Annotated in this window: 13 protein-coding genes; 6 read left to right on the plus strand and 7 right to left on the minus strand. The window is 67.7% G+C overall.

What is annotated here, in order from left to right:
* Window positions 1–19 precede the first annotated feature (19 nt).
* Both xdhB and xdhC read left to right on the plus strand, forming a co-directional pair.
* The gene (xdhB, locus tag C7401_RS16495) at window positions 20–2,386 is read left to right on the plus strand and encodes a xanthine dehydrogenase molybdopterin binding subunit (protein ID WP_112172476.1); all 2,367 of its coding nucleotides are present in this window, start codon (window positions 20–22) and stop codon (window positions 2,384–2,386) included.
* A complete protein-coding gene (xdhC, locus tag C7401_RS16500) occupies window positions 2,383–2,973 on the plus strand; it encodes a xanthine dehydrogenase accessory protein XdhC (RefSeq protein WP_112172477.1) in 591 nt (196 codons plus the stop codon). Before xdhB ends, xdhC begins: the two co-directional genes overlap by 4 nt.
* A 106-nt stretch (window positions 2,974–3,079) precedes the next feature.
* Here xdhC and C7401_RS16505 read toward each other — a convergent pair whose 3' ends face one another.
* The 3 genes from C7401_RS16505 to C7401_RS16515 form a co-directional block, all read right to left on the minus strand.
* Complete coding sequence (locus C7401_RS16505) at window positions 3,080–4,090, minus strand: LysR family transcriptional regulator (RefSeq protein ID WP_112172478.1); 1,011 nt, start codon at window positions 4,088–4,090, stop codon at window positions 3,080–3,082.
* Window positions 4,091–4,235: 145 nt separating this feature from the next.
* On the minus strand, window positions 4,236–4,895 hold the full coding sequence (locus C7401_RS16510) for a 2-hydroxychromene-2-carboxylate isomerase (protein ID WP_112172479.1): 660 nt from the start codon (window positions 4,893–4,895) through the stop codon (window positions 4,236–4,238).
* A 90-nt stretch (window positions 4,896–4,985) separates the two neighbouring features.
* Window positions 4,986–6,476 carry a TAXI family TRAP transporter solute-binding subunit gene (locus tag C7401_RS16515; RefSeq protein WP_112172480.1) on the minus strand — a complete coding sequence of 497 codons (1,491 nt, stop codon included), beginning with the start codon at window positions 6,474–6,476 and terminating at the stop codon, window positions 4,986–4,988.
* 586 nt (window positions 6,477–7,062) lie between these two features.
* On the opposite strand from C7401_RS16515, the gene C7401_RS16520 reads away from it, so the two are divergent.
* Together C7401_RS16520 and C7401_RS16525 are read left to right on the plus strand one after the other, a co-directional pair.
* Window positions 7,063–7,413 (plus strand): BON domain-containing protein, encoded by a 351-nt coding sequence (locus tag C7401_RS16520; protein WP_112172481.1) that lies wholly within the window; start codon window positions 7,063–7,065, stop codon window positions 7,411–7,413.
* 324 nt (window positions 7,414–7,737) lie between these two features.
* Window positions 7,738–7,998, plus strand: a complete 261-nt coding sequence (locus C7401_RS16525) for a hypothetical protein (RefSeq protein ID WP_112172667.1) — start codon at window positions 7,738–7,740, stop codon at window positions 7,996–7,998.
* A gap of 13 nt (window positions 7,999–8,011) precedes the next feature.
* Here the strand turns inward: C7401_RS16525 and C7401_RS16530 are convergent, their stop codons facing one another.
* Entirely contained in the window at window positions 8,012–8,800 is a 789-nt protein-coding gene (locus C7401_RS16530; RefSeq protein ID WP_112172482.1) for a sulfite exporter TauE/SafE family protein, read from the minus strand.
* A gap of 282 nt (window positions 8,801–9,082) precedes the next feature.
* On the opposite strand from C7401_RS16530, the gene rarD reads away from it, so the two are divergent.
* Together rarD and C7401_RS16540 are read left to right on the plus strand one after the other, a co-directional pair.
* Window positions 9,083–9,970 carry an EamA family transporter RarD gene (gene rarD / locus C7401_RS16535; RefSeq protein ID WP_112172483.1) on the plus strand — a complete coding sequence of 296 codons (888 nt, stop codon included), beginning with the start codon at window positions 9,083–9,085 and terminating at the stop codon, window positions 9,968–9,970.
* Between the two features lie 221 nt (window positions 9,971–10,191).
* Complete coding sequence (locus C7401_RS16540; RefSeq protein ID WP_112172484.1) at window positions 10,192–10,572, plus strand: DUF5594 family protein; 381 nt, start codon at window positions 10,192–10,194, stop codon at window positions 10,570–10,572.
* Between the two features lie 18 nt (window positions 10,573–10,590).
* Here the strand turns inward: C7401_RS16540 and C7401_RS16545 are convergent, their stop codons facing one another.
* Genes C7401_RS16545 through C7401_RS16555 form a run of 3 tightly spaced genes read right to left on the minus strand, consistent with a single transcriptional unit; the run spans window position 10,591 to window position 11,793 of the window.
* Window positions 10,591–11,013 (minus strand): DUF6691 family protein, encoded by a 423-nt coding sequence (locus C7401_RS16545; protein ID WP_112172485.1) that lies wholly within the window; start codon window positions 11,011–11,013, stop codon window positions 10,591–10,593.
* A gap of 1 nt (window position 11,014) precedes the next feature.
* Entirely contained in the window at window positions 11,015–11,449 is a 435-nt protein-coding gene (locus C7401_RS16550; protein WP_112172486.1) for a YeeE/YedE family protein, read from the minus strand.
* Window positions 11,446–11,793, minus strand: coding sequence for an ArsR/SmtB family transcription factor (locus C7401_RS16555; RefSeq protein WP_112172487.1), 348 nt, complete (start codon window positions 11,791–11,793; stop codon window positions 11,446–11,448). Before C7401_RS16555 ends, C7401_RS16550 begins: the two co-directional genes overlap by 4 nt.
* Window positions 11,794–12,160: the final 367 nt, after the last annotated feature.

Raw genomic sequence — 12,160 nt, forward strand, 5'->3', positions numbered from 1 at the left:
ACATACGGAGAACGAAACAATGAACCAGCAAGCCGAACCGTTCCTGGACGAACTCAAGGCGCGGGAGCCCTTCGCGCAAGTGCACGTCTCGCGTCCGCACGAATCCGCGCATCTGCACGTGAGCGGGCGCGCCACTTACACCGACGACATTCCGGTCGTGGCCGGCACGCTGCACGCCGCGCTCGGCCTTTCGCAGAAGCCGCACGCGCGCATCGTTTCGATGGATCTCGCGAAGGTGCGCGCCACGCCCGGCGTCGTGGCCGTGCTCACGGCCGAGGACATCCCCGGCGTGAACGACTGCGGTCCGATCATCCACGACGATCCGGTGCTTGCCGACGGCGTTGTGCAGTACGTGGGCCAGCCCATGTTCATCGTGGTGGCGACGTCGCACGACACGGCGCGCCAGGCCGCGCGCCGCGCCGAGGTGCAGTACGAAGAACTGCCCGCCGTGCTCACGGCGCAGCAGGCGCGTGCCGCCAACCAGTCCGTGCTGCCGCCGATGAAGCTCGCGCGCGGCGAGGCGTCCACGCGCGCCGCACGCGCCGCGCACCGCCACGAAGGCGAGATGCTGCTGGGCGGGCAGGAGCAGTTTTACCTCGAAGGCCAGATCGCCTACGCGGTGCCGAAAGACGACGACGGCATGCACGTGTGGTGCTCCACGCAGCACCCGAGCGAAATGCAGCACCTCGTCGCGCATGTGCTGGGCGTCGCCTCGCACAACGTGCTCGTGGAATGCCGCCGCATGGGCGGGGGCTTCGGCGGCAAGGAATCGCAATCGGGCCTCTTTGCGTGCTGCGCGGCGCTCGCCGCATGGAAGCTCTTGTGCCCCGTGAAGCTGCGCCCCGACCGCGACGACGACATGATGGTCACGGGCAAGCGCCACGATTTCCACTACACGTATGAAGTGGGCTACGACGATCAAGGCACGATCGAAGGCGTTTCGGTCGACATGACTTCGCGCTGCGGCTTTTCCGCCGACCTTTCGGGCCCGGTGATGACGCGCGCGGTTTGCCACTTCGACAACGCGTACTGGCTGCCCGATGTATCGATCGCCGGTTTCTGCGGCAAGACCAATACGCAGTCGAACACGGCGTTTCGCGGCTTCGGCGGCCCGCAGGGCGCGTTCGCGATCGAGTACATCATGGACGACGTGGCGCGCTCGCTCGGCCTCGATTCGCTCGACGTGCGCCGCCGCAACCTTTATGGCAAGACGCAGAACAACGAGACGCCCTACGGCCAGGTGATCGAGGACAACGTCATTCACGAGCTGATCGACGAGCTGGCCGAGACGAGCGGCTATCGCGCGCGGCGCGCGGCGATCCGCGAATTCAACGCGAACAACGAAGTGCTCAAGAAGGGCATCGCGCTCACGCCGGTGAAGTTCGGCATCGCGTTCAACGTCACGCACTTCAACCAGGCGGGCGCGCTCGTTCACATCTACACCGACGGCTCGGTGCTCGTGAACCACGGCGGCACCGAAATGGGCCAGGGGCTGAACACGAAGGTCGCGCAGGTCGTGGCGCATGAGTTGGGCATCGAATTCGGCCGCGTGCGCGTGACCGCGACGGACACGAGCAAGGTGGCGAACACCTCCGCCACGGCGGCGTCGACCGGCACCGACCTGAACGGCAAGGCCGCTCAGGACGCGGCGCGCCAGTTGCGCGAGCGCCTCGCCGCGCTCGCCGCGACGACCTACGGCAAGGGCGAAGTCAACGCCGCCGACGTGATCTTTGCCAACGAGTCCGTGATCGTGGGCGAGACGATCGTGCCGTTCGAGACACTGGTTTCGAAGGCCTATCTCGCGCGCGTGCAGCTCTGGTCCGATGGCTTTTACACCACGCCCAAGCTGTACTGGGACCAGGCCACGTTGCGCGGGCGGCCGTTCTACTACTATTCGTATGGCGCGGCGGTTTCGGAAGTCGTGATCGACACGCTCACGGGCGAAATGCGCGTGCTGCGCGCCGATGCGCTGCACGACGTGGGCGCGTCGCTGAACCCCGCACTCGACGTGGGCCAGGTGGAAGGCGGCTTCATCCAGGGCATGGGCTGGCTCACCACGGAAGAACTGTGGTGGAAGCCGGACGGCAAGCTCATGACGCACGCGCCGTCCACGTACAAGATCCCGACCGTGAACGACACGCCCGCCGAATTCAACGTGAAGCTCTTCAAGAACCGCAACGCGGAAGACAGTATCCATCGCTCGAAGGCCGTGGGCGAGCCGCCGTTGCTGTTGCCGTTCTCGGTGTTCTTCGCGATTCGCGACGCCGTGGCGAGCGTGGCCGACTACCGCTTCAATCCGCCGATGAATGCGCCCGCCACCGCCGAGGAAATCCTGAAGGGCGTGCGCGCGGTTCGGACGATGGCGCGCGAGGGGGCTGCAAAATGAATCGGCATCCTGACCATTGCGTGCGCGTGGACGAAACCGGGCGCGTGATCATCGGCCGCCGCAGCACGCCGGTGCCGCACTACGGGCCCATGCATATCGTGCTGTTCGGCGCGGGCCACGTGGGTCATGCGCTGGTGACGCTGCTCGGCATGCTGCCGTGCGTGGTGCAATGGGTGGACGAGCGCGACGAACTGTTCCCCGACGAGGTGCCCGCCAACGTGCAGATCGAAGCCACCGACACGCCGGCCGCGATCGTCGACGAAGCGCCTGCCGGCGCGTACTTCCTCGTGATGACGCACAATCACGCGCTCGATTTCGAGCTGACCGAGCGCATCATGCGGCGGCGCGATTTCGCGTGGTTCGGGCTGATCGGCTCGAAAACGAAGCGCGTGAAGTTCGAGCGGCGACTCATGGAGCGCGGCGTGGCCGAGGAGCGCCTGGACGAGATGACTTGCCCGATCGGCGTGACGGGGATCGTCGACAAGGCCCCTTCGTCGATTGCGGTGGCCGTGGCCGCGCAACTCATGCAGATGCGGGTGGCGCAGCGCCCGGCTGCGGTGAGAACGGTCGAGCTGGCGCGCGCCTGATCGCAGCGAGCGCACGAGCAACGCAAAAGCAACGCACAAGCAAAACGGGCGCCGCGAGGCGCCCGTTTGCATGAGTGAACGTCGAGCACAACCGCGCCGCCCGCGTTTACGCCGCTTCGAGAGGCGGCGTGGGCGCTTCGTCGTCAGCCGCGTGCGCCGGCTTCTTCGCGCGCGAGCGCTTCGCTGTGCGCTCGGCCGTCAACGTGCCGGAGACGTCCTCGATCAATCCTCGCAGCCACCCCACATCGCTGGGTCTATCCGGCTGCGGATGCCACATCTGATAGCAGTGAATGCGCGGAAAGGCGATCGGCGTGTCGATCACGGCAAGCGGCAGCAGCTTCGCGTAGTGCAGGGCGAAGCGGCGCGTCGTCGTGAAGATCAAGTCCGATTGCAGCAGCACCTGCGGCACGAGCCCGAAGTAGGGGAGCGTCGCGACGATGCGGCGCTCGGCCTTCGCTCTCGCGAATCCCAGGTCGATCGCGCTCGCGTGCGCGCCCGTGTAGGGCGTGGGCGCGAGATGGGGCGCGGCCAGATAAGCCTCGCGCGTGAGTTCGCGGCGCGTGAGTGGATGGTCCGCGCGCATCATGCAGACCACCTTGTCGGAGAACAGGTCGCTGCGCGCGAAACGCGCATCGGGCTTCGGCCAGTTGCCGATCACGAGGTCGAGCTCGCCCGCGTCCAGCGCGCCATGGTGGTCCAGCGTGGGCGAGAGCGAGAGGATCTCGAGGCGGGCCGCCGGCGCCGTTTCGCGAAAGCGCGCGATGAGCGTCGGCATGAAGAAGTCGTTCAGGTAGTCGGGCGCGGCCAGACGAAAGGTGCGCTTCGAGCGCACCGGGTCGAAGTCGCCGTGCGGCGTGGCCACGAAATCGACGTCGCGCAGCACCCGCTGCGCGTATTGCAGCAGCGATTCGCCGTACTCGGTCGGCACCATGCCGGCCTTGCCGCGCACGAGGATCGGATCGCCCAGGATCTCGCGCAGCCGCCGCAGCGCCGTGCTGATGGCGGGCTGGGTCTGGTTCAGGCGCAGCGCGGCCTGCGTGACGCTGCGCTCGACCAGCAGCGTGCGCAGCACGCGCACCAGCCAGATGTCGAGGGAGAGGGCGGTATCGTCGTCCATGGGGGGCGTGGCGGGGAAAGGCGCGCGCGCAAGGCGCGCACGGACTCAGCCATAACCATAAGCCGCCTCGCGCGCCGCCGCCATAGGGGGCGTGGTATGACGGGGATCAGACGGCGGCGGTCGGGGCCGCCACCGCCGCCCCCCGTTATTCCGTCGCCGTCGTGGCCCTGGCGATGCCCGAAGGCAGCGAGGTGATGCGCTTGACCTCGCGCGAGTCGAGCCAGTTCGGCGAGCGTGCGCAGTACAGCACCATCGGCAGCGCGTCCTCGCCCCAGAACAACTGCTTGTTCATCCAGAACGTCGGCACGCCGAACACGCCCATCGCGAGCGCGTCGTTGGTGTTGCGGCGCAACTGCGCACGCACCGATTCCTCTTCGATCAGCGACTCGCCGTGCGGAATGCCCACGCGCTCGCAAAGCTGCTCGAAGCCTTCCTCGCTCGACGGGTCGCGGCCCTCGCGCCAGATGAAGCGGAAGATCTCGCGCACGCACGCGAAGTCGCCGCCGGCCGCGATGGCGAGCAGCATCGGCTTGATCGAATCGAACGGGTGCGCGGGCGGCATCTTGAACGGAATGCCGAGTTGCTCCGCGCGAAAAAGCGCGTGCCGGTAGGTGAAGATGCGCTTGGCCGGGATCGCGGCGCCGAGCGGCTGGCCCCAGTGGCGGTACAGCTCCGTGAGCAGCACGGGCGTCGGCACGAAGTCGAAGCCGGGCCACTTCTCGTGCTGTTCCAGCAACAGATACGAGAACGGCGACACGAAGTCGTAGAACCAGGCTGGCTGGTTGGCGTCGATGCCGTCGATCATGTTGTTTCTCCGCTTGTGCGCTGCTTGTGCGCTTTATGCGGGCCGTTCTTCGAGTGGCCCGTTTTCAGGTTCAATGTACTTATCGCAGCACTAGTGCGTGCGCTCGCCTGCTGTGTCGTTGCCGCTTCCATCGCCGCCGCCGCTTTCGTTTGCGTGGCGCGGTTCCCCGTCCGGCTTGTCCGCGCCCTCGGCTGCGTCGTCCTGCGCGGCGGCATCGGCCTCGGCATCCTCGCGCGCGCGCGCCTCACGCGTCGCCGCAAGCCGCTCGCGCACGAAGCCGATATGTTCGCGCAAGACGTAGAACTGTTCCGCGTAGGCGAGCGGCATTTTCATGCCGTTGACCGACTCTTCGATCGAATCGAGCTGGCGGATCAGCGCCCGCCGCTCGGTGGGCGAATTGTCGGCCATCGCCGCGCGCTCCAGGGCGATCAGCGAGCCGTACCAGCGATAGATGCGCGATTTTACCCGCCAGGCGTAGAGCGAAGGCACGATCCGCAAGCCCGGAATCAGCACGACGATGATCGGCACGAGCAGCACGACGAGCCGGTCGGCGAGGCTTGCCACCCAGAAGGGCAGCGCGCGGTAGAGGAAGCTCTTGCCCGACTTGTAGTAACGCGCGGCGTCGGCGCTGATCGGGAAGTCCTGGGCGCGCGGCGCGGGGAATTCGCCCGCGCGTTGCAGGAGCGTCGAGCGGCCGTGCACTTCCTTGGCCGCTTCGATCAGCAGATCGGAGAGCGCCGGATGCAGCGAGTCGCGCGCGACCAGCTCGGCCGTGGGCGCGATGAAGTGCAGCGGCGCGGCGGGCAGGTTGCGGCCGAAGTCGAACGCCCCCATCGGGATCGTGATGGCCGTGAGGTACGGGAAGCGCCGCGCATAGGCATCGGCCTGCACGAAGTCGAAAAAGCGCACGCCCGGCATGCGCATGAGGCGGCCCATCACGGGCGGCTGCGCGGAGTCGCCCGCGAGGATGGCCACGTCGATCTTGCCCGCCACGAGCGCGCGCGCGGCGTCATCGCCGGAGAGCGGCAAGAGCTTCGTCGGGCCGCCCGGCTCGATGCCGTTGGCCTTGAGCAGCGTGAGCGCGAGTTCGCGCGTGCCGCTGCCCTCGGCGCCGATGGCGAGGCGCTGGCCTTCGAACTGCGAGAGCTTCGTGGCGACGGGGCCGTGATAGAACACGACGAGCGGCACATAGGCCACACTGCCGAGCGAGACGACGCCGTCGGGCACCTTGGTCGCGATGCCGTCCTGCACGAACGCGACGTCCACGTTCGACTTCGGGTCGGACACGCGCTGGAGGTTCTGCGCCGAGCCCTCCGATTCGAGCACGTTGAGCGTGATCTTGTTGCGCGCGAGGATCGCCTTGTACTTCTGGGCGTCGTTCCAGTAGGTGCTGCCCTTGGGCCCGGCGCTCATGGTGAGCGTGTTGGGCGGGGCGGGCTGGATGAGGCGTACCGCGAGCCAGATGGCGGCCACGCTGATGAGCAGGATGGGACCGAACGAGACGGCCAGATCGCGCCACGATATCGCCACGAAGCGCGCGACGAGACGGGGGGGAGGTTTGCGGCCGGTGCGGGACTTCATCGGGGTGGGGCGGGCCTCTGGAGGTTCCTGGGGGGTCACGGGTTGGCGCTGACGCATGACCGCCGGGCTGTTGCCAGGAAATCGGCGCGTCGCGCGGGCTCTGAGCGCCGATGGTACATGAGATTCGGCGTCCCAGCGGCACGCGCTGTGCCTCGCCAGCCTTGCTTGTGCGCATGCAACAGGCCACTGCGCTAAACTCTTTGCGCTTGCGGCGCAGCCAGGCTAAATTGTGGTTCGCCAGCCGTGCCTGGCAAGCGGCGTCGACGCTCGCAGCGCGTTCCCAGCGCAAGGCGCGCGGGCATCGGGCCATCGAGTATCAAGCCATAACAATCAGCACAATCAGCAAGCGGGCGCAGACCCGCGCGGGCGGGCCTTGCACGTCCTCCATCCTTGCCTCTCGCTTGGCGTCCAGACCCTGGTGGCGCCCGGCTACGCGCGCATTGCGCGTGGCGCGCCACCAACGGTAGTGGTAACGAAGCCGTCAGACCGTGGCTGACGGGCGGCCTGCGAGCCGTCCGTCGGCAGGACCGACGGTCCTATTCCAGGCAATAACGCAGGCAACAACGTGAAGACACAAGGAGAAAACATGAAATCGGTCGCTATTCTGAAGACGCTGGGCGCGGCACTGTGCCTGACGGTGGCTTGCAGCGTGTCCTATGCACAGGACACGGCGAGCGCTCCCGCCGCCACCACCTCGGCCGCTCCGGCCACCACGGCCAAGAAGGCCGACCGCAAGCTGGGCTACACGGTGCGCAAGGCGCTCTCGAAGACCCAGGGCGTGGACGTTTCGAACATCAGCGTGCGTTCGCACGGCGGTGCGATCACGCTGACCGGCTCGGTGCCGGATCAGGGCCAGATCGACAAGGCCGGCGAAGTCGCGCAAGGCGTGGCGGGCGTGAAGTCGGTGTCGAACAAGCTGACGGTCATGCAGCAATAAGTGCCGTCACGAGTGCGCCAACAAGCGCACTAACAGGCGCTGGCGGCGAGCCGCCAGCGGCAACAGCAGGCAACGAGCCCCGGCATGATCCGGGGCTTTTTCATGCGCGCCTGGCCGGCGATGTCCGGGTATGTCCGGGGTCGGGGCGCGCCGCCCGCCGTTTTGGCGCGCAAGCCGCGCCCGTCATGCGATTTTGTGATGTTGCAGTGCGTTGTACAGGTGCGGAGTGACACACAGTTTTCCCACCATTCGGGGTATACCGTGGTTATCGCGCGTCTTTCCGGGGTCGAGCGCGGCCTCATCGCTGGAAAGCAGGAAATCGCCATGACCATCCATACCTATACCGACTTGCCGCTCGTCGACCGGGCGGCCTTCGAGCTGGCCTGTGCGCGGCACGGCTTCGCGCCGATTCACTTCGACATTCGCGGCGAGACCGATCCGAACGATCCCGAGCACGGTGAGCTGGTGATCGTGCGGCGCGGCGCGTGGGCGCAGGCCTATCGCGTCGATGCGCGCGGCCAGTGGCTGCGCCAGTTCGAGGTCGATCTCAACGGCAACTTCTTCCGCCAGGCGCCGCACGCCTGAGCACTCGCGGCGCTCAGGCGAAGACGAGCCGCGCGCCCACCAGCGTGAGCGTGGCGGCGAGCAGCACGCGCAGCAGCTTTTCGGGCGCTTTCGAAGAGAGCAGGCTGCCGATCGCGATGCCGGGCAGCGACCCGCACAGCAGCGAGAGCAGCATGTGCCAGTCGATCGAGCCGAGCAGCCAGTGGCCCGCGCCTGCGAGCAGCGTGAGCGGCACCGCGTGCGCGACGTCGGAGCCGACGATGCGCACCGTGGGCAGCGCCGGGTAGAGCAGCAGCAGCACGGTCACGCCGATCGCGCCCGCTCCCACCGACGTGAGCGAGACGAGCGCGCCGAGCACCGCGCCGGTGAGGATCGTGAAGAGGAGCGTGCGCGCCTCGCCCGGCCCATGACGGTGGCGCGAGGCGAACGCGGCGAGCTGCGGGCGGAAGATCAGCGCCACGGCCGTGATGAGGAGCGCCGCGCCCAGCACGCCCTGGATCAGATGCCCCGCGCGCGGCGTGTCCATGCCATAGCGGTGCAGCAGGATCAGCGTGATCGTCGCCGCGGGCACGCTGCCGGCCGCAAGGCGCAGCGTCACGCGCCAGTCCACCGAACCCTTCAGACCGTGCACCAGCGTGCCCGCCGACTTCGTCGCGGCCGCGTAGAGCAGGTCCGTGCCCACGGCCGTGGCCGGGTGCACGCCGAACACCAGCACGAGGATCGGCGTCATCAGCGAGCCGCCGCCCACGCCGGTCAGGCCGACCAGAAAGCCGACGAAGAGGCCGGACAGCGAATACAGCAGATCGATATGGGGTAAGGACATCGCGCGCGAGGAGGCCGGTCAGGGGGTTAGGTGTGGCTGGGGCTGGCTTCGGGGGCTTCGCCGCCGCTCAGGGTGTTCGACAGCGCGCGCCGTAAGCGGCGCGTCAGGCTGGACAACGGCCAAGGCTGGCGGTGAAAATCCGCTATTGTCGCAAAACCGGCGGCTTGGCGCAGGGTTGCGCGAAATCCCGTGCGCGCCGCCCGCCTTGCCATTGCCTTCGGCGGCCGTGCGCGGCGCTGTACAGGCTCGGCACCAAGCGCCGCAAAAAACCACACATTCCGTATGAATCCCGGCATCCTCTACGCCTTCGCGGCGTTCGTCCTCTGGGGGCTTTTCCCCGTCTACTTCAAGACGCTGCATCAGATTCCCGCGCCCGAGATGCTCGCGCACCGCATGGCGTGGTCGCTCGTTTTCGTGGTGGCCGTGCTCGTCGTGCGCCGCCACTGGCGCTGGCTCGGCCCCACGCTGCGCGAGCGTCGCCTGCTCATGCGTTTCGTGGCGAGCGCCGTGCTGCTCTCGGCCAACTGGGGCATCTATATCTGGGCCGTCAATGCCGGACATATCGTCGAGGCGAGCCTCGGCTACTTCATCAATCCGCTCATCAACGTGCTGTTCGGCTACGCGTTCCTGCGCGAGCGGCTGCGCCCGCTGCAATGGGCGGCGGTGGCGGTGGCGACCGGGGGTGTCGTGTGGCTCACCTGGCAAAACGGCGCGCCGCCCTGGATCAGCCTCGCGCTCGCCGTGACCTTCGGCGGCTATGGTCTGCTACGCAAGACCGCCCAACTCGGCGCGCTCGAAGGCCTGACGCTCGAAACCGTGCTGCTGTTCCCGGTGGCGATCGTCTACCTGACGATCGTGGGCCTCGCGGGCGACAGCCACTTCGCGCACGCATCGCGCGCGCTGCAACTGCTGCTCGCGGCGTCCGGCCCGATCACGGCGATTCCGCTGCTGCTGTTCGGCGCGGCGGCGCGGCGCATTCCGCTTTCCATGCTCGGGCTCATTCAGTACGTTACGCCCACGCTGCAACTGCTCACCGGCGTGCTGATCTACGGCGAGCCGTTCGGTGCGGTGCGCGCGGTGGGCTACGCCGCGATCTGGATGGCGCTCGTGCTGTACTCGCTCGAAGGCGTGCGCAGCCTCGTGGCCGCGCGCGAGCGCAGCCGGGCCTGACGGGGCGGGGCGTGACGCGACCGGTTTGACACGACCCGGTCTGGCGCGACCCGGTCTGGAAAGCGTGGCGGCGATGCGCAGGAAGGGCTGCCACGCATTGGCTCAAGCGCGGGCGGCGCGGTAGGATGCCAGGACGCTTCGCGATGTTTGATTCTGGTCAAACTGCGGACCGCAGCACCGTTCCGTTACCCGCAGCCAATCCTCCGTGGAGTGCCCCGCGCATGAGCATCGAAGCCGTTCAACGGTTCGAGGAAGAATTCGCACCGCGTATCGCGGCAAAGCTGGCGAGCCAGTTCGGCCCGACCGTGCAGGTGGATGTCGTGCCGTACGCCGGCCACGGCCACCCCACGCGCGTGCGCCTGCGCGGCCTCGCGAACGAGCACCGGCATCCTTATTCCTGGCCGCTGAACGTTTCGCTCACCTGGGACACCGATGAAATCGAGCGCCTGATGGAGCCCGGCGGCGCGGCGCGCTTCGAGCACTACCTCGAAGCTACTGTGCGCAAGATGGCCTCGTGGGAGTCGGCGCGTCCCGTCGATTTCACCACGCGCAGCCAGGGCGAGCCGGAGGTGCTGATCGGCGGGCTCGATTTCGAGGGCTGAGCCATCGGGTTCCACTCTCTACGGCGAACGGCGGCGGCGCTCCAGCGCGGCATAGATCGCCATGCCCGTGAGCATCGCGGCGACGAATAGCCATGCGCGCGGCTCGCCGGCGCCCGCGGCGACAATCGCGGGGCCGGGGCAAAAGCCCGCAAGGCCCCAGCCCGCGCCGAACAGCAGCGCGCCGCCCACGAGCCGCGCATCGATGCGCCGGTTGGCGGGCAACTGCATGGGCGCGCCGGCAAGGCTCGACTGACGCGAGCGCGCGAGCCAGAAGGCGGGCGCGGCGACCGCGATGGCGCCCGCCATCACGAAGGCGAGCGATGGATCCCAGTGTCCGGCCAGATCGAGAAACCCCAGCACCTTGACCGGATTGGCCATGCCCGAGACGAGCAGGCCGACGCCGAACAGCAGACCGCATGCGAACGCACTGAGCTTGCGCATCTCAACCCCCGAGGATGTGACGAACCGCGAACACGGTCGCGAAGCCCGCGGCCATGAACGCGCCCGTGGCGACGAAGGAGCGCCGCGAGCCGCGCGCGATGCCGCATACGCCGTGACCGCTCGTGCAGCCCGACCCATAGCGGGTGCCAAGCCCCACCAGCAGGCCCGCGCCGAGCAGGGTGAGCGTCGGCGCGTCGATCTGCATGGCGGGCAGCGTGGCGCGCAGCCGCCACAGCAGCGGCGCGGCAACGAGCCCCGCGATGAAGGCCGCATTCACGCCGCGCTCGCCGCCGGCGCCTGGCAGCAGCCCCCCGAGCAAGCCGCTGATGCCCGCGATGCGGCCGTTCACGAGTACGAACAGCGCGGCGGCCGCGCCGATCATGAGGCCGCCCGCGAACGAGGCGAGCGGCGTGAAGTGGACGAGATCGAGGCTCATGCGCCTGGCTCCTTCTTTTGCCCCTTCAGGTGACCGCAATAGAGGTTCGAAAGCGTTTGCATGATCTGGATGACCTCGCTGCTCGCGAGACGGTAATAGATGTACTTGCCCTCGCGGCGCGTTTCAACGAGCCCTTCGTCGCGCAGCTTGCCGAGATGCTGCGAGAGGCTGGGCTGATGCACGCCGGCCAGTGCTTCGAGTTCGCCCACGTTGCGCTCGCCTTCGGTGAGGTGGCACAGCAGCAGGAGGCGGTCTTCGTGCGCGAGCGCCTTGAGCAGCGCGCAGCATTTTTCGGCCGATTCGCGCAGTGCTGCGAGCGCGTCGGGCGTGAGCGGGGAGTTCATGTGTCGCGGCGTTTGTTGAGAGTCAACGGCTGAACGGTATCTCTCACTTTATCGAAAGACATTATATAAATCAATATATTGTGTTTCACTGGAAACGGCCCCAAGGTGAGCGCCCGCATGCGAGCCCGCCTGGCTTGTGCGCCATCGTGGCAGCGTGCGTGCGGCCTTCGGCCTTCGCCCGAGACACGCGGGTATGTTCGTTCGCGTACTTAATGAACCAGGGCATTGCCCTAGTATTTCGCGTGCAACCGGGGCCGATCAGCGAGCTTCGGTCGCCGGTCGACGCATGCCCGCTTTTGCGGATCGGCCCTTGCCGGAGCGGGTGATCAGTGCCACGGCTCGTCGAGAATGAAACGATGTCTTGACC

Origin of the sequence: Paraburkholderia unamae, assembly GCF_003268775.1 — a bacterium.
Lineage (GTDB): Bacteria > Pseudomonadota > Gammaproteobacteria > Burkholderiales > Burkholderiaceae > Paraburkholderia > Paraburkholderia unamae.